At 62.7% G+C, this 24,316-nt stretch carries 23 protein-coding genes and 1 pseudogene; 10 read left to right on the top strand and 14 right to left on the bottom strand.

The window, feature by feature from the left end:
• The 3 genes from JQ567_RS30375 to JQ567_RS30385 all read left to right on the top strand — a co-directional run bounded on the left by JQ567_RS30375 (nt 1) and on the right by JQ567_RS30385 (nt 4,125).
• The gene (locus JQ567_RS30375; RefSeq protein WP_212442237.1) at nt 1–1,107 is read left to right on the top strand and encodes a microcin C ABC transporter permease YejB; all 1,107 of its coding nucleotides are present in this window, start codon (nt 1–3) and stop codon (nt 1,105–1,107) included.
• The gene (locus tag JQ567_RS30380; protein WP_212442238.1) at nt 1,107–2,285 is read left to right on the top strand and encodes an ABC transporter permease; all 1,179 of its coding nucleotides are present in this window, start codon (nt 1,107–1,109) and stop codon (nt 2,283–2,285) included. The genes JQ567_RS30375 and JQ567_RS30380 overlap by 1 nt, the downstream gene beginning before the upstream one ends.
• A gap of 214 nt (nt 2,286–2,499) precedes the next feature.
• On the top strand, nt 2,500–4,125 hold the full coding sequence (locus tag JQ567_RS30385) for an ABC transporter ATP-binding protein (RefSeq protein WP_212442239.1): 1,626 nt from the start codon (nt 2,500–2,502) through the stop codon (nt 4,123–4,125).
• 126 nt (nt 4,126–4,251) lie between these two features.
• On the opposite strand, the gene JQ567_RS30390 is transcribed toward JQ567_RS30385, so the two are convergent.
• The gene (locus JQ567_RS30390) at nt 4,252–5,097 is read right to left on the bottom strand and encodes an NlpC/P60 family protein (RefSeq protein ID WP_212442240.1); all 846 of its coding nucleotides are present in this window, start codon (nt 5,095–5,097) and stop codon (nt 4,252–4,254) included.
• Nucleotides 5,090–6,472 carry a M17 family metallopeptidase gene (locus tag JQ567_RS30395; RefSeq protein WP_212442241.1) on the bottom strand — a complete coding sequence of 461 codons (1,383 nt, stop codon included), beginning with the start codon at nt 6,470–6,472 and terminating at the stop codon, nt 5,090–5,092. Before JQ567_RS30395 ends, JQ567_RS30390 begins: the two co-directional genes overlap by 8 nt.
• Before the next feature lie 213 nt (nt 6,473–6,685).
• Here JQ567_RS30395 and JQ567_RS30400 point away from each other — a divergent pair, with 213 nt between their 5' ends.
• Nucleotides 6,686–7,516 carry a tetratricopeptide repeat protein gene (locus JQ567_RS30400; protein ID WP_212442242.1) on the top strand — a complete coding sequence of 277 codons (831 nt, stop codon included), beginning with the start codon at nt 6,686–6,688 and terminating at the stop codon, nt 7,514–7,516.
• A 223-nt stretch (nt 7,517–7,739) separates the two neighbouring features.
• Here the strand turns inward: JQ567_RS30400 and JQ567_RS30405 are convergent, their stop codons facing one another.
• The 9 genes and pseudogenes from JQ567_RS30405 to JQ567_RS30445 form a co-directional block, all read right to left on the bottom strand.
• Entirely contained in the window at nt 7,740–8,720 is a 981-nt protein-coding gene (locus JQ567_RS30405) for a type II secretion system F family protein (RefSeq protein ID WP_212442243.1), read from the bottom strand.
• Between the two features lie 9 nt (nt 8,721–8,729).
• Nucleotides 8,730–9,707 carry a type II secretion system F family protein gene (locus JQ567_RS30410; protein ID WP_212442244.1) on the bottom strand — a complete coding sequence of 326 codons (978 nt, stop codon included), beginning with the start codon at nt 9,705–9,707 and terminating at the stop codon, nt 8,730–8,732.
• The gene (locus tag JQ567_RS30415; protein ID WP_212442245.1) at nt 9,707–11,176 is read right to left on the bottom strand and encodes a CpaF family protein; all 1,470 of its coding nucleotides are present in this window, start codon (nt 11,174–11,176) and stop codon (nt 9,707–9,709) included. Before JQ567_RS30415 ends, JQ567_RS30410 begins: the two co-directional genes overlap by 1 nt.
• Nucleotides 11,177–11,198: 22 nt before the next feature.
• Nucleotides 11,199–12,470, bottom strand: a complete 1,272-nt coding sequence (locus JQ567_RS30420) for an AAA family ATPase (protein ID WP_212442246.1) — start codon at nt 12,468–12,470, stop codon at nt 11,199–11,201.
• Entirely contained in the window at nt 12,467–13,216 is a 750-nt protein-coding gene (locus JQ567_RS30425) for a CpaD family pilus assembly protein (RefSeq protein ID WP_212442247.1), read from the bottom strand. Before JQ567_RS30425 ends, JQ567_RS30420 begins: the two co-directional genes overlap by 4 nt.
• A 9-nt stretch (nt 13,217–13,225) precedes the next feature.
• Nucleotides 13,226–14,710 (bottom strand): type II and III secretion system protein family protein, encoded by a 1,485-nt coding sequence (locus JQ567_RS30430; RefSeq protein WP_212442248.1) that lies wholly within the window; start codon nt 14,708–14,710, stop codon nt 13,226–13,228.
• Between the two features lie 158 nt (nt 14,711–14,868).
• Nucleotides 14,869–15,066 (bottom strand): annotated as a pseudogene (locus tag JQ567_RS38390) (Flp pilus assembly protein CpaB); the annotation flags it as partial.
• Between the two features lie 127 nt (nt 15,067–15,193).
• Nucleotides 15,194–15,718: a prepilin peptidase gene (locus tag JQ567_RS30440; protein ID WP_212442250.1), complete on the bottom strand. Its 525-nt coding sequence runs from the start codon at nt 15,716–15,718 to the stop codon at nt 15,194–15,196.
• Between the two features lie 217 nt (nt 15,719–15,935).
• The gene (locus tag JQ567_RS30445; RefSeq protein ID WP_192737154.1) at nt 15,936–16,100 is read right to left on the bottom strand and encodes a Flp family type IVb pilin; all 165 of its coding nucleotides are present in this window, start codon (nt 16,098–16,100) and stop codon (nt 15,936–15,938) included.
• A 308-nt stretch (nt 16,101–16,408) separates the two neighbouring features.
• Between JQ567_RS30445 and JQ567_RS30450 the strand changes: the two genes are divergently transcribed.
• From JQ567_RS30450 to JQ567_RS30470, 5 genes are all read left to right on the top strand, one after another.
• On the top strand, nt 16,409–17,236 hold the full coding sequence (locus JQ567_RS30450) for a sterol desaturase family protein (protein ID WP_212442251.1): 828 nt from the start codon (nt 16,409–16,411) through the stop codon (nt 17,234–17,236).
• Nucleotides 17,237–17,445: 209 nt separating this feature from the next.
• Entirely contained in the window at nt 17,446–18,273 is an 828-nt protein-coding gene (locus tag JQ567_RS30455) for a sterol desaturase family protein (RefSeq protein WP_212442252.1), read from the top strand.
• Nucleotides 18,274–18,429: 156 nt separating this feature from the next.
• Complete coding sequence (cpaB, locus tag JQ567_RS30460) at nt 18,430–19,245, top strand: Flp pilus assembly protein CpaB (protein WP_212442253.1); 816 nt, start codon at nt 18,430–18,432, stop codon at nt 19,243–19,245.
• Between the two features lie 115 nt (nt 19,246–19,360).
• A complete protein-coding gene (locus JQ567_RS30465; protein ID WP_212442254.1) occupies nt 19,361–19,894 on the top strand; it encodes a TadE/TadG family type IV pilus assembly protein in 534 nt (177 codons plus the stop codon).
• Between the two features lie 63 nt (nt 19,895–19,957).
• Complete coding sequence (locus JQ567_RS30470; protein ID WP_409363643.1) at nt 19,958–20,551, top strand: TadE/TadG family type IV pilus assembly protein; 594 nt, start codon at nt 19,958–19,960, stop codon at nt 20,549–20,551.
• 118 nt (nt 20,552–20,669) lie between these two features.
• Here JQ567_RS30470 and JQ567_RS30475 read toward each other — a convergent pair whose 3' ends face one another.
• From JQ567_RS30475 to JQ567_RS30485, 3 genes are all read right to left on the bottom strand, one after another.
• The gene (locus tag JQ567_RS30475) at nt 20,670–20,882 is read right to left on the bottom strand and encodes a cold-shock protein (RefSeq protein WP_002714433.1); all 213 of its coding nucleotides are present in this window, start codon (nt 20,880–20,882) and stop codon (nt 20,670–20,672) included.
• A 267-nt stretch (nt 20,883–21,149) separates the two neighbouring features.
• Nucleotides 21,150–21,434 carry a translation initiation factor IF-1 gene (infA, locus tag JQ567_RS30480; RefSeq protein WP_025588295.1) on the bottom strand — a complete coding sequence of 95 codons (285 nt, stop codon included), beginning with the start codon at nt 21,432–21,434 and terminating at the stop codon, nt 21,150–21,152.
• Between the two features lie 23 nt (nt 21,435–21,457).
• Complete coding sequence (locus JQ567_RS30485) at nt 21,458–22,903, bottom strand: DEAD/DEAH box helicase (protein ID WP_212442256.1); 1,446 nt, start codon at nt 22,901–22,903, stop codon at nt 21,458–21,460.
• Nucleotides 22,904–23,477: 574 nt separating this feature from the next.
• Between JQ567_RS30485 and JQ567_RS30490 the strand changes: the two genes are divergently transcribed.
• On the top strand, nt 23,478–24,316 hold an 839-nt coding region (locus JQ567_RS30490), incomplete at its 3' end, for a transporter substrate-binding protein (protein WP_212442257.1).

Here is a 24,316-nt window from a genome sequence, read left to right on the forward strand (position 1 = left end):
ATGGCAGCTTATATCGCCCGCCGTATTTTCCTGATGCTCCCGACGCTGCTCGGCATCCTGTTCGTGTCGTTTATCGTCGTGCAGTTCGCCCCCGGCGGTCCGGTCGAGCGCGTACTCGCGCAGCTCTCCGGCGCCGACACCGGCGGCACCTCCAGAATATCGGGCGGCGGCGGCGATATGGGGCCGCGGGGTCAGGTCGGCGCGTCGGCGGACGCGGTCAGCTCCAAATACCGCGGCGCGCAGGGGCTCGATCCGGAATTCATCAAGAAGCTGGAAGCGCAGTTCGGCTTCGACAAGCCGGCGTATGAGCGCTTCGCGCTGATGGTGTGGAATTTCGCGCGGTTCGATTTCGGCAAGAGCTATTTCCGCGACGTCAGCGTGATCCAGCTGATCAAGGAGAAGCTGCCGGTCTCGATGTCGCTCGGGATCTGGATGATGCTGCTCACCTACCTGATCTCGATCCCGCTCGGCATCCGCAAGGCGGTGTTGGACGGATCGCGGTTCGACACCTGGACCTCGGCGATCATCATCATAGGCTTTGCGATTCCCGGCTTCCTGTTCGCGATCCTGCTTATCATCCTGTTTGCCGGCGGCTCGTTCTTCAACATCTTCCCGCTGCGCGGCCTGACCTCGGATGGCTGGGCGCAGTTCCCCTGGTACTGGAAGATCATCGATTATTTCTGGCACATCACGCTGCCGCTGATCGCGATGGCGCTCGGCGCCTTCGCCACCATGACGCTGCTGACCAAGAACTCGTTCCTCGACGAAATCCGCAAGCAATATGTGATGACGGCGCGCGCCAAGGGCTGCGGCGAGCGGCAGGTGCTGTACAATCACATCTTCCGCAACGCCATGCTGATCGTGATCGCGGGTTTCCCGAGCGCGTTCATTCACGCCTTCTTCTCCGGCTCGCTCCTGATCGAGACCATCTTCTCGCTCGACGGGCTCGGCCTGCTCGGTTTCGAGAGCGTGCTGAACCGCGACTATCCCGTGGTGTTCGGAACGCTGTTCATCTTTTCGCTGGTCGGCCTTGTGGTCAATCTGATCTCCGACCTCGCCTATATGTGGGTCGATCCACGGATCGACTTCGAGGCGCGTGAAGTCTGATGACGATCACCGCACCCCAGCCGGTCGAGGCCACGACGCAATCGCCGCTCGGCGAGGCCGTGCCGATGACGCGCCATGCCTTCACGCCGTCGCCGCTCAACCGCCGCCGCTGGCAGAACTTCAAGGCCAACCGCAGGGGGTACTGGTCGTTCTGGATCTTCATGGTCCTGTTCGTGATCTCGCTGTTTGCGGAGCTGATCGCCAACGATCGTCCGTTCCTGATCAAATACGAAGGCCATCTCTATTGGCCCGCCTTCTTCAGCTACTCGGAGACCACCTTCGGCGGCGACTTCGAGACCGCTGCCGACTACCGCGATCCGTACTTGCAGAAGCAGATCGCCGACAAGGGCGGCACCATTATCTGGCCGCTGATCCGCTATTCCTACAGCACGCATAATCTCGATTTGCCGACGCCGGCGCCGTCGAAGCCGACCTGGATGCTGTCAGAAGCGCAGTGCAAGGAAGTGGTGACAAAGAAGGGGCTCAACGGCTGCAGCGACCTCGAATACAACTGGCTCGGCACCGACGACCAGGGCCGCGACGTGGTCGCGCGCCTGATCTACGGCTTTCGCATCTCGGTGCTGTTCGGCCTGACGCTGACACTCTTCTCTTCGGTCATCGGGATCGCCGCCGGCGGCGTGCAGGGCTATTTCGGCGGCATGACCGATTTGCTGTTTCAGCGCTTCATCGAGATCTGGAACGCTATCCCCTCGCTCTATCTGCTGCTGATCATCTCGGCGGTGCTGCCGCCGGGCTTCTTCATCCTGCTCGGGATTCTCTTGCTGTTCTCCTGGGTGTCGCTGGTGGGCCTGGTGCGCGCCGAATTCCTGCGCGGCCGCAATTTCGAATACATCCAGGCCGCGCGGGCGCTCGGAGTCTCCAATGCCAGGATCATGTTCCGCCACCTGTTGCCGAACGCGATGGTGGCGACCATGACGTTCCTGCCATTCATCGTGTCGTCGTCGGTGATGACGCTGACGGCGCTGGACTTTTTGGGCTTCGGCCTGCCTCCGGGCTCGCCGTCGCTGGGTGAATTGCTGTCGCAGGCAAAAGCCAATGTGCAGGCGCCCTGGCTCGGCCTCGCCGGCTTTTTCTCGGTCGCGATCATGCTGTCGCTGCTGATCTTCATCGGCGAGGCCGCACGCGACGCCTTCGATCCGCGCAAGACGTTCAGGTAGGGGATATGGAGCGCTTTCCACTTCACTTGAGCCGGTGTGGTCTTTCTTCTCCCCTCCCTCCGCGAAGCGGCGGGGAGGGGTCGGGGGTGGGGGGTCTATCGACAGGAACCGCCGCTTCGGTGAATGCCGCGCTACCCCCCACCCCCGACCCCTCCCCACCACGCGCAAGGGCGCGTGGGGGGAGGGGAGGACAGCATCGCCAGGTGATGAAGTAATGGACGCCATCAACCAGCCTTTGCTCGATGTCCGCGATCTCTCGGTGGCGTTCGGCGACACCCTTGCGGTGGATCATGTCTCGTTTTCGATTCGGCGCGGCGAGTGCGTGGCCCTCGTCGGTGAATCCGGCTCCGGAAAATCCGTCAGTGCGTTGTCGATCCTGAGGCTGCTGCCTTATCCGAGTGCCTCGCACCCTTCCGGCAGCATTCGCTTTCGCGGCCAGGATCTGTTGACGGCGCCCGAGAACGAGATGCGCGGAATCCGCGGCAACGACATCTCGATCATCTTCCAGGAGCCGATGACCTCGCTCAATCCGCTCCATACGATCGAGGCGCAGATCGGCGAGATCCTGTTTCTCCACAACGGCGTCCGCGGCGCGATGGCGCGGGCGCGCACGCTCGAACTCTTGACCCAGGTCGGCATTCCCGATCCGGACCGGCGGCTGCAAAGCTATCCGCACCAATTGTCCGGCGGCCAGCGCCAGCGCGTCATGATCGCGATGGCGCTCGCCAACGAGCCGGACCTGTTGATCGCAGACGAACCGACCACGGCGCTGGATGTCACGGTGCAGGCCCAGATCCTGGCGCTGCTGGCCGAAATCCGCACGCGGCTCGGCATGAGCATGCTGTTCATCACCCATGATCTTGGCATCGTCCGCCGCATCGCCGACGTCGTCTGCGTCATGAATGGCGGCAAGATCGTCGAGCAGGGGCCCGTGGAACAGGTTTTTACGGCGCCGAAGCATTCGTACACACGAGACCTGCTCGCGGCCGAACCAAAGCCCGACCCGGCGCCGCCGCGGCCCGATTCGCCGGTGGTGATGTCGGCGGATAATTTGAAAGTCTGGTTTCCGGTCAAGCGCGGCCTGCTGCGCCGAACCGTCGACCATATCAAGGCGGTGGACGGCGTCAGCCTTGCGGTGCGCAAGGGCGAGACGCTCGGCGTTGTCGGCGAGTCCGGTTCCGGCAAGACCACGCTTGGCCTCGCGCTGCTGCGTCTGATCTCGTCGGACGGGCCGATCGTGTTCCTCGGCAACAACATCCAGGGCCTGCGCTTCAAGGCGATGCTGCCGTTCCGCCGCGACATGCAGATCGTGTTTCAGGATCCGTTCGGCGCGCTCAGCCCGCGCATGTCGGTCGGCGATATCGTCGCCGAGGGTTTGAGCGTGCATCAGCCCAAGCTGACATATGAGGAGCGCGAGGCGCGCGTCATCAAGGCGCTCAGGGATGTCGGCCTCGACCCCAAGACCCGGTTTCGCTATCCGCATGAATTCTCCGGCGGCCAGCGCCAGCGCATCTCCATCGCGCGCGCGGTGGTGCTGGAGCCGGATTTCGTCGTGCTGGACGAGCCGACCAGCGCGCTCGACATGCTGTTCCAGGCCCAGATGGTGGACCTCTTGCGCGAGCTGCAGCGCAAGCGCGACCTCACCTACATGTTCATCTCGCATGATCTGCGCGTGGTTGCGTCGCTCGCGAGTCATTTGATCGTGATGCGTCACGGCAAGGTGGTGGAAGAAGGGCCCGCTGCCGAGCTGTTCAAGAATCCGCAGAGCGACTACACCCGCGCGCTGTTCGCCGCCGCGTTCCGGATCGAAGCCGTGCCTGACGGGACGGTGGAGGTTTAGCGAAACGGTATTATGATGCCATTTTTTGCAGTGATGGCCGCCCAATTCCTACTTTGCATGGGGTTGTTTTCGAGATTTTGATTCTGCCACCTCTCCCGATGGGAGAGGTGAAGACAGCGCCTCGCCTTAGCTCAACCTCTTGATCGCCGTCACTTCGCTGCCTGCCGCCTTGATGCGCGCGATGGCCTCCACCGTATTTTCGATCGCCGTGGCCATGTGATGTGCATTGGCGTGCACGATGGTGTCGGCGTCGCGCACGATCGCGACGTGGCCCTTCCAGAAGATCAGGTCGCCGCGTTGCAGCTTCTTGGTTTCGGAAGGATTCAAGGCGCGGCCGAGGCCGTCCTGCTGCATGTCGCTGTCGCGCGGGCAGCCGGTGCCGGCGGCGTTGAGCGCTATCTGCACCAGGCCGGAGCAGTCGATCCCGAGGCTGCTCTTGCCGCCCCACAGATAGGGCGTTCCGACGAATTTTTCCGCGACCGCAACGAAATCCTTCTCCATCGTCTCCAGACCGCTGACATGGCGGCGCGGCAGGTGCCAGCCTTCGCGCGTCACGGCGAACGCGCCGTCTTCGCGCGCCACGTTGAGCAGCGCGCCCATCGACAGCGTATCCACCGGCGGCAGCTTGATCGACGCGGCCGGAAACGCAAAAGTCCGCAACGCCGTGACCTTGTGGGTCGGTGCAGCAGATGGTTTGCCGAGCGCGGCGTCGGGGAGCCAGCCGACATAGCCGTCGCTGCCCAGTTGGCCCCAGGCAAAACCTTCGCCGTTGCGGTCGTAGATCGTGACGCGTTCGCCTTTCAGCGCCTGCGTCAGCAACGGGGCATCGGCGGCCGGCGCCTCGCGCAGCGGCGCGATCGCATCGATCACACAAAATTCTTCGCCGGTCACAAAACGCGCCGCCGTGACCTTGCCTTCGAGATATTTGGCGGCCAGATCAGGGCGTGCCGGGGTCAGGCGTGGATCATCCATAGCGCTCACTCAGCAATTTGTAGATCGCGCGCGCGGCCTGGCATTCGCCGCCCTCGGGGCGCGCGGGTTTGGCCGACGGGGTCCAGCCGTAGATATCGACATGCAGCCAGCTTTTGGCGTCGGTGACGAAGCGCTGCAGGAACAGCGCGCAAATGATCGAACCGGCAAAGCCGCCCGACGGCGCGTTGTTGATGTCGGCGACTTTCGAATCCAGCCATGAGTCGTAAGCCGGCCACAGCGGCATACGCCACAACGGATCCTGCTCCCCGGTTGCGAAACGCGCAACGTCCTGCGCCAGCGTCTCATCATTGGTGTAAAAAGGCGGTAAATCCGGCCCCAATGCAACACGCGCCGCACCGGTCAGGGTTCCCAGATCGACCAGCAGATCCGGCGTCTCTTCGCAGGCAAAGGCCAGCGCGTCGGCCAGCACCAGCCGGCCCTCGGCGTCGGTGTTGCCGATCTCGACGTTAAGCCCCTTGCGCGACTTGAAGATATCGAGCGGACGGAAGGCGTTGCCGGCCACCGCGTTCTCGACCGCGGGGATCAGCACCCGCAACCGGACTTTCAACTGGGCGTCCATCACCATCTGGGCCAGCGCCAGCACGTTGGCCGCACCACCCATGTCCTTCTTCATGATCAGCATGCCGCTGGAAGGCTTCAGGTCGAGCCCGCCGGTGTCGAAGCACACGCCCTTGCCGACCAGCGTCACCTTGGGATGCGAAGCATCGCCCCAGCTCAGATCGATCAGCCGAGGGGCGCGCGTCGAGGCCATGCCGACGGCGTGGATCAGCGGGAAATTCTGTTGGATCAGTTCGTCGCCGACGATGGCCTTGAAGCTGGCGCCGAAGCGAGCCGCGAGTTGCTCGGCGGCCGCCGCCAGCTCCTCCGGTCCCATGTCGTTCGATGGCGTATTGATGAGGTCGCGCGCCAGCGAGGCCGCTTCTGCCATCCGCGCGATGTCTGATATGTCGACGCCATCGGGCGGCACCAGCCGCACATCGGGTTTGTCCGCCTTGCGGTAGCGGCCGAAACGGTAGCTGCCGAGGGCAAAGGCGAGCGTCGCGAGGCGCGTGTCGTGCGGCGCATTGGCGAAGTGGTAGACGCCCGGCGGCAGCAGCCCGGGCAGCGCGCCGGGCCGGAACAGGTCACGGGATTTGCCGGCCTCCTCTTCGAGACCGAAGATGACTTGCGCAATCTGTCCGTCGGGCGAGGGGAGCGTCAGGCACTTGCCGGGCTTGGCGGTGAAGTCGTTGGCCAGAGCAAATTGCTGGGCGTGTGGAGGTAGCTCCTTGCTGACCGTGGCCCATGTCGCCTTGGTGGCAAAATAAATCGGAATGCTGGAGGCAGCGGGTGCGGTCTCGAACGGGGATTGCATGCTTGTCTCGCGGAAAAGGAGCGGGCTCGGTCAGCTGCCGAGGTTGCAGGATATTCGTGTGACTTCAATGGTGAAGCTGCAAAATTGTGGGTCAAACCCCGTCGGGGGCCCAACGCGGCGCCGCAGCTCCCGCCTGCCAATTAACCAGCCGTTAGGGTTAACAGTCTATTGCTGGCGTGTTCGGCTCCACCCGAAATCGTGAGTTGAAGTGCCATGCGTCCACCATCATCCAGCCTTGTCCGGCCCAATGTGGCCCGGTTTCTCGCCTCCGCGGCCGTGACGGCGATTTTGGCCGCAGGCCTTGGCGGCTGCCAGACCATGTCCGATGTGACGGGCGCGCTGACCCAGAAGTCCAGCAGTGCCGCCGCTCCCGCCATTCCCGACGATCCGCGTCGTGCCGTCGAAGTCTATGGCGAGCGCTATCGCGCCAATCCCAAGGATGCCAACGCCGCCCTGGCCTATGGCCAGGCGCTGCGTGCCTCAGGCCAGCGTTCGCAGGCCGCCGCCGTTCTCGAACAGGCCACCATCGCCCATCCCGGCAACAAGGCGCTGCTCGCCGGCTATGGCCGCGCGCTCGCCGACAACGGCAATTCGCAAGCCGCCTTCGACGTCCTCAGCCGCGCCCATTCGCCCGACAATCCCGACTGGCGCATCCTCTCGGTGCAGGGCACCGTGCTCGACAAGCTCGCCAAGCACGACGAAGCCCGCCGCTATTACGCCAGCGCGTTGAAAATCGCGCCGGAAGAACCGTCGGTGCTGTCCAATCTCGGCCTCTCCTACATGCTGACGCGCGAACTGCCCGACGCCGAGGCGACGCTGCGGCGTGCCCATGGCAATCCGCGGGCGGACGCGCGGGTGCGGCAGAATCTGGCGCTGGTGGTCGGCCTGCAGGGCCGCTTCGCCGAAGCCGAGACCATCGCCAAGGGCGATCTGCCGTCCGAGGAAGCCGCGGCGAACGTGGCCTATTTGCGGGAAATGCTGAGCCGCAAGGATCCGCGCGGCGGCAAGACAGTTCCGGTGGCCGCGCTCAACCGGCCCGACTGACACCTGCGCGGTGGATCGATCAGCCGGACCGCTCAATCCAGACTTTCCGGCGACCTAATCCCGATTTAGAACGACTTTCGAGCGAAGCATGCGCCTCGGACTTGATCCGGGGGGCTACCGGTTCGCACCGCAATCGAGTCTATGCAGCTTGCGTAGGCTTAACTGCGCTAGAAAACGCGCCAAAGCAGCTATCGGTTCTGATTCAATCAGAACCGATGATGCTTTAGAGGATCGTCGTCGTCTGCAGCTTGATGTAGGTCGGCCCTAGAATGACGATGAACAGGCACGGCAGGAAGAACAGGATCATCGGCACGGTCAGCTTCGGCGGCAGGGCGGCCGCCTTCTTCTCGGCCTCGTTCATGCGCATGTCGCGGTTTTCCTGCGCCATCACCCGCAAGCTCTGGCCGAGCGGCGTTCCGTAGCGTTCGGACTGCTGCAAGGCCAGACAGACCGATTTGACGCCGTCGAGGCCGGTACGCTTCGCCAAGTTCTCATAGGCCACCTTGCGGTCCTGCAGATAGGACAGTTCGGCCGTGGTCAGCGCGAATTCTTCCGACAGCGCCACCGATTGCGTGACGATTTCGGTGGAGACCTTGCGAAAGGCGACTTCGACCGACATGCCGGACTCGATGCAGATCAAGAGCAGGTCGAGCGCGTCGGGGAACGCACGCTTGACGGAAAGCTGGCGCTTGGTGATCGCGTTCTGCAGGAACAACATCGGCGCCTGCAGCCCGAAATAGGCCGCGGCGACGCAGATGCCGATCTTGATCGGCATCGATTTGTCCATGTGCGTGATCACGAAGACGTAAAGGACCGCGCCGATGAAAAGCACGATCGGCGCCACCGCGCGGGCGAACAGGAACGTGACGTAGGGCGCGTGGCCGCGGTAGCCGGCCATGATCAGCTTGTCGCGCGCGGCTTCCTGCGCCAGCCATTTGGTCAGGTTGAAGTCTTCCACCACCTTGGAAACCAGCTGCTTCGGGCTCTGGCGCAGCGATACCTTTTCCGTTTTGGCAAGACGGTCGCGCTCGCGCTGCCGGATCCGTTCGCGCTCGCTGGCGACTGCTTTCATGCGCTTGGCGAGGCCTTCGCCGGCGAACAGCGGCGTGACCAGCGTGTAGGCGGTCAGGGTCGCGGCAATGGCGGCCAGGAACATGGTCATGAACCGGGCGTCGTGCATCTTGTTTATGAGGAACTCAACCATGTTACACCGTCAGAAGTCGAAGTTGATCATTTTCTTCATCACGAGGACGCCGATCGTCATCCAGCCAACGCAGCACACAAGCATGAATTGGCCGAGCCGGTCGGTCCACAGCAGCGAGATGTAGTCGGGTGTTGTAATCCAGACCAGCACCATCACGACCGGCGGCAGAGAGCCGATGATGGCGGCGGAGGCCTTGGCTTCCATCGACATCGCCTGAATTTTCTCCGCCATCTTCTTGCGGTCGCGCAGCACCTTCGAAAGGTTGCCGAGCGCTTCCGACAGGTTGCCGCCCGATTTCTGCTGAATCGCGATCACGATGCCGAAGAAGTTGGCTTCCGGCACCGGCATCCGTTCATAGAGGCGCGCACAGGCTTCGCCGAGCGGCATGCCGATGGTTTGGGTTTCGATGATGGCCAGGAACTCGCTCCTCAGCGGCTCCGGCGAGTCGGCCGCGACCACCTTGATCGATTCGAACAGCGGCAGTCCGGCCTTGATGCCGCGAACGATGACGTCGACGGCGTCCGGCAGCGCCTTCAAAAATGCCTTTTCGCGCTTTTTCTTGAGATAGCCCAGCAGCCATCGCGGCAGCCCGAAGCCCGCGCCGAAGGCCATGCCGAGGGCGCCCAAAACTCCGCCGCCGATGCTGAATGCGACGGAGCCGGCGACCGCGGCCAGGACGCCGGAGATGATCCAGAATTTCTGCGTCGACCAGGAAAGTCCGGCCTGGGTGATGCGGGTGCTCAGGGGAACGGATTTTTCCTTCAGCCGGCGCGACTCGAGATCCTTCAGCGATCCCTCGACCTGTTCGCGGCGTGAGCGCTGGTTCTTGTCGGCCTGACGCGCCGCCGCGGGTTCGGACCGCGCGATCGAGGCGCGGCGCGATTCCGCTTTCTTCTCGCCGGACAGCAACGGGTAGACGAAGACCCAGGCAATGCCGCCGATCGCGGTGAATGCGAGAAAGGCCAGTGCGAGCGCTTGAATGGACATCAGCGTGCTCCGGGTTCAGCTGTGACTTCGGCGGCATCGAGCGCGGCCGCGAGCCGCTTCTCCTCGCCGTAATATCGTGCGCGTTCCCAGAACCGCGGGCGTCCGATGCCGGTCGAGCGATGCTTGCCGATGATCTTGCCGTTGGCGTCTTCGCCGATCATGTCATACAGGAACAGGTCCTGGGTGATGATGGTGTCGCCTTCCATGCCCATCACCTCGGTGATGTGGGTGATGCGCCGCGAGCCGTCGCGCAGACGCGCGGCCTGCACGATGACGTCGATCGAGGCGCAGATCATCTCGCGAATGGTGCGGGACGGCAGCGAAAATCCGCCCATCGTGATCATCGATTCGCAGCGCGACAGGGCTTCACGCGGGTTGTTGGCGTGCAGCGTTCCCATCGAGCCGTCGTGGCCGGTGTTCATCGCCTGCAGCAGGTCGAACGCCTCGGGTCCGCGGACTTCGCCGACGATGATGCGTTCGGGCCGCATACGCAGGCAGTTGCGGACCAGTTCGCGCATCGTGACCTGGCCTTCGCCTTCGATGTTGGGCGGCCGGGTTTCCAGTCGCACCACGTGCGGTTGCTGCAGCTGAAGCTCGGCGGCGTCTTCGCAGGTGATGACGCGCTCGTCATGCTCGATGAACTGGGTCAGGCAGTTCAGCAGCGTGGTCTTGCCGGAGCCGGTGCCGCCGGAGATCAGCACGTTGCAGCGGACGCGGCCAATGATCTGGAGGATTTCCGCGCCTTCCGGCGAGATCGCGCCGAACTTGACCAACTGCTCGAGGGTCAGCTTGTCCTTTTTGAATTTGCGGATGGTGAGCGCGGGCCCGTCGATCGCCAGCGGCGGCACGATGGCGTTGACGCGGGAGCCGTCGGCGAGACGGGCGTCGCAGATCGGCGAGGATTCGTCGACGCGCCGGCCGACCTGGCTGACGATGCGCTGGCAGATGTTGAGCAGCTGCTGGTTGTCGCGAAACCGGATGCCGGTCTTCTGGATCTTGCCGGCGACTTCGATGAACACCGTGCCGGCGCCATTGACCATGATGTCGGCGATGTCGTCGCGCGACAATAGCGGCTCCAGCGGACCGTAACCGAGCACGTCGTTGCAGATGTCGTCGAGCAGCTCTTCCTGCTCGGCAATCGACATCACGATGTTCTTGATCGCGATGATCTCGTTGACGATGTCGCGGATTTCCTCGCGCGCCGACTCGCCGTCGAGTTTGGCGAGCTGGGCAAGGTCGATCGCCTCGATCAGGGCACCGAAGATCGTGGCCTTGACCTGGTAATAATTGTCGGAGCGCCGCGCTTCCATGGCGGGCGCCGGCGGTGGCTTCGAGGGCGCGATCGGCGGTGAAGAGACGGTCGGCGCGGCTATTTCGCGCGAAACGGCCGCCATGCCGGAGGGCTCCGGCGCGTGAATGGCGGGCTTCGGCGCCCGCGTGTCGTTGTCTCCGCTACGCTTACCAAACACGATCGTACTCCACGCGGACGGCTTACTTCTTGGCCCGCAACTTCTCGATCAGGGGCGACAGGAACGACCCCTTCGGCTTCTTGGTCTCGCCGCGGCCTGTCAACCGCTGCGCAATCTGCAGGAACATCTCGGTGGTCCGGTGATTGGCGGAGATTTCCGCAATCATCTGGCCGTTGTTGGCGGCCGAGCCGAACATCTGCGGTTCGAACGGGATCGTGGCGATCGGCTGGCTCTCGATGGCCTTGGCGAATTCGCTGGCGGGGATCTCCGGGCGCTTCGGAATGCCGACCTGGTTGAGGCAGTAGAGCGGCGCGCGGTCGTTCGGCCGCGACGTCTTCAAGAGGTCGTAGATGTTCTTGGTGTTGCGCAAATTGGCCAGATCGGGGGCCGCCACGATCAGGATATCGTCGGCTGCGATCAGCGCGCGCTTGGTCCATCCCGACCATTGATGGGGGACGTCGAGCACGATGCAGGGCATCGTGGTGCGAAGCGTGTCGAAGATTGCATCGAAAGCGTCAGCGCCGAAATCATAGACCCGGTCGAGCGTCGCTGGCGCCGCGAGCAGGCTGAGATGGTCGGTACATTTCGACAGCAGGCGATCGATGAAGGCGGTATCGACCCGGTCGGGTGAGAACACCGCGTCCGCGATGCCCTGCGGCGGGTCCTGGTTGTAGTCGAGGCCGGCGGTGCCGAAGGCGAGGTCGAGGTCGGCGACCACCGAATCCAGCGCCAGATCGCGGGCGATCGCCCAGGCCACGTTATGCGCGACGGTGGACGAGCCGACGCCGCCCTTGGCGCCGACCACGGCAATGATGCGGCCGACCGCCTTGGCTTCGGGCGCCGAGAACAGGTTGCAGACCGAGCGGACGACGTCGATGGCGGTGACCGGGGCGATGACATAGTCGCTGACGCCGCGGCGCACCAGCTCGCGGTACAGCGTGACGTCGTTGATGCGGCCGATCACGATCACGCGGGTTCCGGCGTCGCACACGGTGGCCAACTGATCGAGGCCGAGCAGGATATCGTTGCGGCCCTCGGTTTCCAGGATGATCACGTTCGGGGTCGGCGCGGAGCGATAGGCCTCGATGGCGGCGGCCATGCCGCCCATCTGGATCTTCAAATGAGCCTTGCCGAGGCGGCGGTCCTCGCCGGCCGATTGCACGGCGGCAGCGGTTTCCACCGTCTCGCAGAATGCCTGGACGGACACCCGCGGCGCCGGCGCGATATGATCTTCCGTCGACGGCGGCGGGCCGTCCGGCTGCTGTTCGGGGGTCTGGCGCGAGTAGCTGATCATTTGCCTGTATCGCTGAGTTTGGCCTTGTCGGCTTCGGGATAGGTGGTCGTGGTTGACGTACCCTTGCGATATTTGTCGAAGGCGATGTCGCGCCGCGGCGTATAGGCGGGCGTCTCCTCGCGCGGCTGCACGAGATCCGACGGATTATCGACCATCGCGGCAAGATTGCGCTGATTGGAGCAACCGAGATTGTAATAGGGCTTGTTTTCGAAATAGCCCCTGTTGTTGACGGACGGTCCGAGGTCGTCGGGCCACAGGCCGCAGGGCCCGGCGGTAGCCGAAATCTTCGGATAGGTCAGCCGGATCGCCGCCATGTGCCTGGGGTCCTCGGGACGATACTGGCGCACGGCGACCCCGCGCGGCGGCACGCCGGCGGCGGCGAGCGTCGCCTGGATCTCGCGCAATGAATCGGCGGCAGCGCGCGCGTTCGGCGTATCGGCGGGCATGTCGATGGTGATCCCGCCGGTACCCTCCTTGAGCCAGGTCTGGGCCATTCCCATCACATCGGAGCGCTGGTTCGCGGAAAGTCCGCCGCGGCCACGGCCGACGAATACGATCACCGTGCGATCGGCTTCCTGAATCGCGATCGGATGGCGCAGGCGATAATCGTCCGGCACGCTTGCCGTCGCCACCGGGTCGGTGTGCTTGCAGGCGCCCAGCACCACGGCAAGACCGATCAGCGCTCCCGCGAGGCGGAGAGCGCGCTGACGGTCGGCAGTTATTGCGGATGTGCTTTGTCGTGTCATCGTCCCGCCTCAGTCCGTAATAAAGCCGTAGGTGCCGCGATAATTCCGTGCCGGCTGATTGCTGCGGCCCGGAACGCCGTAGATGCGATTGATGCTGCCGAGCAGATCGGTCTGCGGATCGGAGGCGTTGGCGAACCCGTCATCGGGGCGTGAAAGATCCTTCTGCGCCACCGCGCGGACCACGTAGGGGGTGACCAGGACCATCAACTCGGTCTGGCTGTTGACGAAGTCGCGGCTGCGGAACAGCGTGCCGAGCACCGGCAATTGCGCCAGACCCGGGAAGCCATTGATGGCCTGCTTGGTCTGTTCCTGGATCAGGCCGGCCATCGCCATCGCGCCGCCCGAGGGAATTTCAAGCGTTGTCTCCGCGCGGCGGGTCTTGATCGAGGGAATGGTCAGCGAGTTGGTGCCCGAGGAGCTGATCGCCTGGTTCAGCGTGATCGAGTTGTCGTTGGACAGTTCGGATACTTCGGTCATCACCCGCAGGCTGATACGGCCTTCGGTCAGTACGACCGGCGTGAAATTGAGCGAAATGCCGAACTTCTTGAACTGGATCTGGGTCGTACAGACGCGCGTGACCGGGTCGCAGGAATAGCCTGCGGGAACCGGAAACTCGCCGCCGGCGATGAAGGTGGCGGACTCACCGGAAATAGCGGTCAAATTGGGTTCGGCCAGCGTCCGCACCACGCCGGCGCTTTCCATGGCGCGAAGGGTAGCCGTCACCGACGGGACGTTGCCGCCACCGAACGTTCCCGATGCGGTGTTACCCGCGACCAGCGGGCGGCCATAGGCGGTAAACGGGTTGGCGTTGCTGAAGTTCACCACCGCCGTGCCGTAGGTCATGCTGGCCGTGAGGTCGATGCCCATCTGCTTGATGATGTTGCGCGCGACTTCGGCAACCGTCACCTTCAGCATCACCTGGTCGCGACCGCGGACGGCGATCGAATTGACGACCTTGTCGGCGCCGCCGACGAGGCGGGAGGCCAGATCGAAGGCCTGCTGCGCGTCGATCGGGCTTGCCGCCGTGCCGGTCAGCACCACGCCGTCGCCGACGCCGTCGATATGGATGTCCGAGTTCGGCAGCGTCTGCTTCAGCGCCGCACGCACGCCGTTGAGGTCGCGCTTGACCGCGATGTCATAGGCCGCGATCTGCTGGCCCGCCGAATCGAAGAATACGATGTTGGTCTGGCCCACCGCCGCGCCGATGATGTAGGCGCGCTGGGCGGAACGGACGACGGCGTTGGCGATCTTCGGATCGGCGACCAGCACATCCTTGATGTCGCGCGGCAGGTCGATCACGATCGACTTTCCGATCCCGAGCGAAACCGTGCGCGCGTTCATCTGCCCGTCCATGGCGACGGGCGCCGCGGCGCGATAGTCGCTTGCCTTGACCGGCGTCAGGGCCGGATTGAGCGTCAGCGCTGCGGCCGCCGAAAACGACAGGGCGCGGACGATAAATGTCCGCAGCATCGGCTGATTTCCCCTGCACTTCATAACGAGCGTCCTTTCGGTCACGTCTGCATCGACTGCTGGCTGGCCGCGCCGTATCTGACAACGCTGATGCTTTCGCCGCGCCGGTTGGGTTGGTCGTCTGTCTTGTTCTCGACCATGTTGATGTCCGCGATGCTGCGCAGCGCCAGCGACAGCGTGCCGCTCTGCCATTGCATATCCTCGGGCTTGAGTGGCTGGCCGAGGCCGATGTCGCCCCTGGCGACCAGAATATCGATGGTCTGCAGCTGCGCGACCGGCTCCGGCGCGGCAGGCAGGTGGTCGGATCCGCTGGCCAGATATGCGGCAATGCCGCCAGCGCCGATGGCGATGGTCAAAACGACAATGCGAGCGGTATTCATACGCTTCACTTTCCACATTACGCCGCGACGCTTCCGCCGCCGTGATGGGAGTTGACCAGCTATTCGTCAAAGCATGGTTAATGAGGCGTGAGTAAATTGCCTTAACGGCGCGTTACCGTTCGAAGGATCAACGCATTGCGAGGTGCGTGACGTCGATCGACTTGATCCACTCGGTCTCCGGATAGACCAGCAGCGCGCCGATCGCGAGCGCGATGCCGTAGGGGATTCCGGTCTGCTTGTCGTGGAGGCGGAGCAGCCAGGCCTGGCCCGTGAGCGGCCGGGGGAGCGGCCATTGCCTGATATAGAGCAGCAGCAGCGTCAGGGCGCCGCCGAGCAGCGACGCATAGAGCAGATAGTTGAGCAGGTGATCGAAGCCGAACCAGAGCGCCACCCCGGCCGCGACCTTGGCATCGCCGCCGCCGACCCAGCCCATCGCGAAACAGCCAAAGGCCACGACGAGGACAGTGGCGCCGGCGCCGAGATGCATCAGGAAATCGTGCAGGCCCATTCCGCCCAGCGGCGCCAGAACCAGAAAGCCGGCCACCAGGGCCAGCGATATCCGGTTCGAAATCGTCATGGTGAAAAGGTCGCTCGCGGCCGCGAATGCCATCAGGGCCGGAAACAGCATGAGGCGGGCAATATCGAGGATCATGGATTCACACAGCCCGTGCTGCCAACGCGAAGGCCGGGAAGACCTGAAAGAAGACGTTCCAGCATCCGGCGAACCTATCGACGAGAAGTGAACAATCGGAAAACGGCCCGCACGAGACGGACCCCGCAACCCCGAGTCTTGGAAACGACCCTTAAGTCGCGCAAACGACAAAGGCCCCGGGTGACCCGGGGCCTTTGAAACAGATTGCGACGATCGCTTATTTCAGCGAGGTCGAGATCGTGCCGAAGTTGGTCGACAGCTTGCCGCCGACGCCCTGAACGGCGGTGATGATCGCGATCGCAATACCGGCGGCAATCAGGCCGTATTCGATGGCAGTCGCGCCGGACTCATCCTTGACGAAACGCGAAACGAGATTCTTCATAATAGATAACTCCTGTGTACACGTGGCTGGTCGAACTATCATTTGGTCTCGCCGGCGTTCTCAGCACCGTGACCATGACGTCACCCTAAAAGCCGACCATTGCGGCGCAGTTAATTCGATTGCGTAAAACCGTGGGGAACTCGCTGTTCTCACTCAGAGTAAACGCGGAATTAAGCCAGTTGATAAGATGCGCGTAGTATTGCGGGCCTCGTTGTCGCAGCCGCGCAGGGCCTGGTCAGTGCCGGATTCACTGCTCCTTAAGCGCGAGGGTGATACCCCCTTGGATCTCCCCATCAAGCGAGGCCGTCATGTCGGGTATGCCGTTGGAAGTCATCGAGATGATGGGCCAGACCATGGCGAAGGTAGTGCCGGTTACGATCGGCCTCGCCCTGGTGTTCACGGTGCTCTCGCATTTCTGGGCCTGCAATCCCGGCAAGCCGTGGTGGCGCAAGCGCGAACTCATCACCGACATCTGCTACTGGTTCTTCGTTCCCGTATTCGCCCGTGTGCTCCGCATCGGGCTATTGGTGCTCGGCGCCGGTGTCGTCTTCAACATTCATGATGTCGACGCCCTGGTCGCATTCTACGACAATGGCCACGGGCCGCTGGCCGCGCTTCCGCTCTGGGTGCAGGCGCTGCTGTTCCTGGTTGCCTCCGACTTCATGCTGTATTGGCTGCACCGCATGTTTCACAGCGGCGGCTTCTGGAAGTACCACGCGATCCATCATTCATCGGAAGACCTCGAGTGGATTTCCGCGGCGCGGTTTCACCCCGTCAACCTGTTCATCGGAACGATCATGGTGGACGTCATCCTTTTGATGGCGGGCATCTCGCCGAACATCATGCTCTGGGTCGGGCCGTTCACGACCTTCCACTCGGCCTTTGTCCACGCCAATCTGAACTGGACGCTCGGCCCGTTCAAATACGTGCTGGCGACGCCGGTGTTCCACCGCTGGCATCACACCTCGCAGGAAGAGGGCGGCAATACCAATTTTGCCGGCACCTTCCCGCTCTGGGATATTATGTTCGGAACGTTCCGGATGCCGGAAAACAAGCTGCCGGATAATTACGGTGTCGACGATCGGTCGGTGCCGGCCGAAATCGGCGGACAGTTGGCCTATCCGTTTCGCCAGTAGCGCGCATTCGAGGAAAGCATGCCCTCGGACTTGATCCGGGGGTGAGATGCTGGCCGGAAAGATCCAGCGCGGTGGCCCGGCAAATTCCTCGGAAGTTTCCTCCGGACGGAATTGACCGCCCAATGCGATCGCGGCACGCTGCGCGCCTGAGCCCTGCAGAAATCGAGTTCTGCGGGGCGCCTTATCGCGCAAGGTGCTAAGAAGCGGCAATGTTCCTGGGCCTGGAAATCGTCGAGATGCTTGGCCAGACGATGGCCATTGTGGTGCCGGTGACGATCGCCCTGGCGCTGGTGTTCTCGGTGCTGGCGCATTTCTGGGCCTGCAATCCCGGCCGGCCGTGGTGGCGCAAGCGCGAGCTCGTGACCGATCTGGCTTACTGGTTCCTGGTGCCGCTGTTCGCCCGCGTGTTCCGGATCGGGCTATTGGTGCTCGGCGCCGCCCTCGTGTTCCAAATTCATGATGCCGACGAGTTGATCGCCTTCTATGACAACGGCCATGGGCCGCTGTCGACGCTGCCGCTGTGGCTGCAGGCGGTGCTGTTCCTGGTGCTCGCTGATTTCATGATGTACTGGCTGCATCGCATGTTCCATGGCGGCGGCTTCTGGAAATACCACGCCATCCATCATTCCTCCGAGGATGTGGACTGGATTTCGGCGGCGCGTTTTCACCCCGTCAACCTGTTGCTCGGGACCATCGGGATCGACGTCGCGTTGCTGATGGCGGGTATTTCGCCGAACGTGATGCTGTGGCTCGGCCCTTTCAACATTTTCCATTCGGCGTTCGTTCACGCCAATCTGAACTGGACGCTCGGCCCGTTCAAATACGTGCTGGCCACCCCGGTCTTCCACCGCTGGCACCACACCGCGCAGGAAGAGGGCGGCAATACCAATTTCGCGGGCACCTTTCCGCTCTGGGACATCCTGTTCGGAACCTTCCGGATGCCCGAAGGCCGCTTGCCGGACAATTACGGTGTCGACGATCAATCGACCTTCCCGACCGAGATCGCCGGGCAACTGGCCTATCCATTCCGTAAATAGACTCGGAACGCGAAACGTCGGGCGTCAGTCCGGTTCCCGACAACAGGGTTTGTTAACGCGACTTCGACGCGCTCCCTTAACCTTGCTTTGACCTATATCCGGCTAGTCTCGCGTCAGCGCCGGAAGCGTCGCTGCGTCATGTATGAGTAAAAGCGTATGAACACCGCCCGAATTATCGTTCTGGCCATCGCAATCAGTGCTGGCGGTGTTGCCGCATACCTTGCGAGCGGTATCGACAAACAAGCCCCCGCACCGGTCGCAGCAGTACCACAACTGCCGACGGTGGATGTGCTCGTAGCCAAGGATGACATCGGCCTTGGCCAGACTGTCGCCGCCGAAAACCTGCAGTGGCAGACCTGGACCGAGTCGTCCTCAAGCGGCAGCTTCATTCGCAAGAAGGACCGGCCCGAGGCCATCACCCAAATCGTTGGCTCCATCGCCCGCATGCCGTTTATCGCGGGAGAACCGATTCGCGAGCAAAAGTTGGTCAAGGCGAACGGTTCAGGGTTCATGGCGGCGATCCTGCCGACGGGAATGCGGGCCGTCTCGACTGAAATCTCGGCCGAAACCGGGGCGGGCGGCTTCATTCTGCCGAACGATCGCGTCGACGTGATTCTGTCGAAGCGCGAGAAGCAGCAGAGTATCGATGGCGCGGGGCAGCCGCCCGATATCATCTCCTCCCAGACCGTTCTGACCAATGTCCGGGTTCTCGCCATCGACCAGGCCCCCAAGGAAAAAGAGGGCCAAAACGCGGTGCTGGGAAAGACGGCGACGCTGGAAATGACGCCTGATGAAGTTGAGGTTCTGGGAAAAGCACGCCTGAGCGGGAGTTTGTCACTGGCGTTGCGCAGCATCGCAGACAGCAAAACGACCGCCGTTGCTTCGACCGGCAACAGCAAACTGGTCACGGTTTACCGCGGAAGCACCAGTGCCGACGTGCTGAACTGCACGCCGCTTTGCGCCCGGCGGTAGAGGGTTAAGATCCGCTTAACGGGGCGGGTCGTTCTGCTTCGATCGGGCGAAACACTTCGACAATCTGTTTCGGCTACTTATGACGGCAGTTCCGCTCGCGCCTGAGGTCGCTTCGATGCCGTCGCATATCCGCTCTTTCAGCCAGTTGTTGCGCCGTTTTCGCCGCAATCGCGGTGGTTCGACCGTCGTCGAATTCGCGTTGGTCGCGCCGATGTTCTTTGCGCTGCTGTTTGCGATCATCGAGACGGCGTTCATGTTCTTTGCCAGCCAGGTGCTCGAGACCGTGACGCAGGATTCGGCGCGCATGATCATGACCGGTCAGGCGCAGAGCGCCGCCTACACCCAGGCGCAGTTCAAGACCTATGTCTGCGGCAAGGTGGCCGCGCTGTTCGATTGCGCGAAGATCTCCGTCGACGTGCAGAGCTATCCGCAGTTCAGCAGCGTCAACATCGCCAATCCAATCGATGCCAGCAAGAACTTCACGGCGCCCAACAATTACAGCCCCGGGGGGCCCGGCGACATCGTGATGGTGCGACTATTCTATGAATGGCCGATCCTGGTTACCAAGTTCGGCTATGACATCTCGAATCTGAGCGGGAGCAAGCGGCTGTTGAGCGGGACCGCCGCGTTCCAGAATGAACCTTACTAGGCTTCAAGCGAAGTTGAACCGGTTCGCGTTGAGAGCACGCACCAAGACAAGATAGGCAGGGCGATGAGTCTGATGACGAGAATCTGGCTTCGCATGCGGCGCTCCGCGCGCGATCTGTCCGGCGATACCAGGGGGCTCGCCGCCGTCGAATTCGCCATGGTCGTTCCGCTGATGCTGGTGCTGTTTTTCGGCACGGTCGAGTTCTCGTCCGGCGTCGCGGTCGACCGCAAGGTGACGTTGGTGGCGCGAACGCTATCCGATCTGACGTCGCAGAACACGTCGGTCACCTCGACCCAGTTGACTAATATATTCAATGCCAGCACCAGCATCATGACGCCCTATTCGGCTGCGGATGTGAACGCCAGGATCGTGGAGCTCTACGTTGACGCGAACCTTACCGTTCGTCAGATCTGGAGCGCCACGTCGGGATCTGCGCCGCCGTCAGGCGCCGTGACTGTACCGGATGCGCTGAAGATCGCCGGCACGTATCTGATCTATAGCGAGGTGAGCTACAAATATAAGCCCGCTATCGGTTACGTGATGGCGAAGGGAGGAATCGATTTGAGCGATTTCACCTATACCCGTCCGCGCCAGTCGCTGTGCGTTCTCAATCCGCCGCCTGTGGCTGGCGCCGCTGGTAGCTGTCCCACTACCTAGGTCGCGCGGCGCAAGGGTAGCGCTTCTGCCACGCATAGAAAAAGGCCGCGCCATGGGCGCGGCCTTTCGTTATTTCGAAGCAATTTTCAAGGGCGCGCCGGGCGTCCTGAAAAATCACTCATCCAGCGGCGCGCAGATTGTCGGCCGAAGATTTGCCAGAGCGACGATCGGCCACGATTTCGTAGCTGATCTTCTGGCCTTCACGCAGCGTACCAAGACCGGCACGTTCGACAGCGCTGATGTGCACGAACACGTCATTGCCGCCGTCATCCGGCTGGATGAAGCCATAGCCCTTGGTTGCGTTAAACCACTTCACGGTTCCCATGCTCACGGGGGTAGTCCCTTCTCAGATATACTAGTCGTAGCCCACCTCTCGATGGGCTGGTGAGATCGAATTTTTGGAAGGGTCGTCAGCGTCTAAACCGGCTGTACCGGTGGATAGCTAATGTCGTCCGGCCGAAAATCGATGCCTAATATTATTCGATCAAGGGGTCCAAAACAATCCTGACGTGCACGATTTTTTGAACAGGGCAAGCCCGGTCCATCGCGCACCGACATCATCCGTCGGGCACGATGGCAATCGGTCGTGGGAAACCCGTTACCGGCGGCGGAACTGGCCGCCACGCGGCGGTGCACCACGCGGGGCACCGGTCGAGGGACGTTCATCCTTGTGACGGAAAATCAGCCGCCCCTTCTCCAGATCATAGGGCGACATTTCGATCGTGACCCGATCGCCTGCCAGCGTCTTGATCCGGTTCTTCTTCATTTTACCGGCGGTGTAGGCAACAATTTCGTGTCCTGCGTCGAGCTGCACGCGGTAGCGCGCGTCGGGGAGGATTTCGGTCACCAGTCCTTCGAACTGGATCAGCTCTTCTTTAGCCATATTTGTCTCCAGATCGATCGAGGCTAGCGCTGCGGCCGATGGGTACGGTTGGGTTGGGTATTCGGGCGGCTCTCGCGATGCAAGAAGGCGACGCCTTGAATGCCTTCGCTGTTGCCACCCTGCGCCGGACGCGGCGACTCATGCCGGGTCGGCTGCGACGCGGCATTATTACCACCTCCGCGGCGGGGACGGCGAGGGCCTTTTGAGCCCGGTGCGGCTTCGTGCGACCGGCCGCCATGGCTGTGACCATGACCGTGGCCATGACCATTGGAATGGCCGCGCGGTGCGGACCGTGCGCCCCGGTTCTGGGACGGTGCGGGCGCCGCGTCCCGGGTGCCGGGCGTGCGGCGGTCTTCGCGGGGCAGCACCACGCGGATCAGCCGTTCGATGTCGCGCAGATAACCCATTTCCTCGGCGCCTGCGATCAGCGAGATCGCAACGCCTTCGGCGCCGGCGCGCGCGGTGCGGCCGATCCGGTGGACATAGGTTTCCGGCACGTTGGGCAGGTCGAAATTGAACACATGGCTGATGCCGTCGACGTCGATGCCGCGGGCGGCAATGTCGGTGGCGACGAGGGTGCGGATCTCGCCGGAGCGGAACGCTGCCAGCGCCCGCTCGCGGTTGTTCTGCGACTTGTTGCCGTGGATGGCGTCGGCCCGGATGCCGACCTTGGCGAGGCCCTTTACCACCTTGTCGGCGCCATGCTTGGTGCGGGTGAAGATCAGCGCGCGGTCGACCGGTTCCTGCTTCAGGAGCTGGGCCAGGATCCCCGATTTGGCGGCGAAATCGACCTGGATGATGCGCTGGGTGATGCGTTCCACGGTGGAGGCCACCGGCGTCACCGCCACACGGGCGGGATCGCGCAGCATCGCCTCGGCGAGCTCGGCGATGTCCTTGGGCATGGTGGCGGAGAAGAACAGCGTCTGCCGCTTGATCGGCAGTTTGCCGACGATTTTGCGGATGTCGTTGATGAAACCCATGTCGAGCATGCGGTCGGCTTCGTCGAGCACCAGGAACTCGACCTGGTTGAGCTTGAGGCCGTTGCTCTGCACGAGATCGAGCAGGCGGCCGGGAGTGGCCACCAGGACTTCGACGCCCTGCATGAGGGAGCGGACCTGACGGCCCATCGGCACGCCGCCGATCGCCAGCGTCGAGGTCAGGCGGATGTGGCGGCCATAGGCATTGAAGCTCTCGAGGATCTGTCCCGACAATTCGCGGGTCGGCGAGAGCACCAGCACGCGGCAGCTCTTGGGCTGCACCCGGACGCGGTTCTCCAGAATGCGGTGCAGGATCGGCAGCGCGAAGGCTGCGGTCTTGCCGGTGCCGGTCTGGGCGATGCCGACGACGTCACGGCCGGTCATTGCGAGGGGGACGGTCTGGGCCTGGATGGGCGTCGGGGTGAGGTAATTTTCTTCCTTGAGGGCACGCGAAATGGGATCGGCAAGGCCGAAATCCTGAAAGGAGGTCAAAAGAGGGTTCTTTCCATTAAAAAAGGCAGGCGCCCGGCCGATACAGCCAGGAGCGCGCGAGGGGGTGTCTGAGACACCCGCGTGTTTGGGGCGTCGGTTTTGCTAGGCTGAAGGGGCAAGCCAGAAACCGTTGAACGGGATCAGAACACGCGGCTCGCAAGGACCTGATGATTCTCTAGGTCACAGGGCTCATATGGAACATGAACGCGGCGCTTTCAAGGTAAATCGCCGGATATGCCTGGCGCGGTTAAGAGACAGCCGGAAATTCGCTCGTCCCACCGGGCCAGGCGCACTCTCGTTGGCCACTGCATCGCCAAATTTTCGTGCCGTAAAATTAGACAAATGGCCTATTTTGCCTGAAATATAGACTGTTTGCCGCAAAAGAATACATTTACTCGGCCCAAAAAATAGGCAGATTTCTCGCCGTTTTCTCCGCAAGCGGAAGATTCTACTGCAGTTCTATAGACTTACCCTGTGCTCAGACCGTGGCATGGTTCTTGCGATTCCGTTAACGCAGGCGGCCGTTGGGGCCGTTTCGCAGCGTTTCACGCCTGCGTCAGGGAGATGACATTTCATGCTTGCACAACTTACCCACGATATAGCGACGCTGAGCCGCCGCCGCTGGCTGGCGGCGACCGCTGGTCTGGTTTTGGGCCTCGCTGCGTTCACCAATGCCAAAGCGGCCGACGACACCATTAAGGTCGGCGTCCTGCATTCACTTTCCGGCACCATGGCCATCAGCGAAACCACGCTGAAGGATACCGTCCTCTTTCTGATCGACGAGCAGAACAAGAAGGGCGGCATACTCGGCAAAAAGCTCGAGGCGGTCGTGGTCGACCCGGCGTCGAACTGGCCGCTGTTTGCGGAAAAGGCCCGCGAGCTGATCACCAAGAACAAGGTCTCCGTCGTATTCGGCTGCTGGACCTCGGTGTCGCGCAAATCCGTGCTCCCGGTGTTCAAGGAGCTGAACTCGATCCTGTTCTACCCCGTGCAGTACGAGGGTGAGGAGAGCGAGCGCAACGTGTTCTACACCGGTGCGGCGCCGAACCAGCAGGCGATCCCCGCGGTCGACTACCTGATGAAGGACGAGAAGGTGAAGCGCTGGGTGCTGGCCGGCACCGACTACGTCTATCCGCGCACCACCAACAAGATCCTCGAAGCCTACTTGAAGTCGAAGGGCGTCAAGCAGGAAGACATCATGATCAACTACACGCCGTTCGGTCACAGTGACTGGCAGACGATCGTGGCCGACATCAAGAAGTTCGGCTCGGCCGGCAAGAAGACCGCTGTTGTCTCCACCATCAACGGCGACGCCAACGTTCCCTTCTACAAGGAACTCGGCAACCAGGGCATCAAGGCGACCGACATTCCGGTTGTCGCGTTCTCGGTCGGTGAAGAAGAACTCGCCGGCAT

The organism is Bradyrhizobium sp. AUGA SZCCT0431 (genome assembly GCF_018131065.1).
In the GTDB taxonomy this organism is placed as follows: Bacteria; Pseudomonadota; Alphaproteobacteria; order Rhizobiales; family Xanthobacteraceae; genus Bradyrhizobium.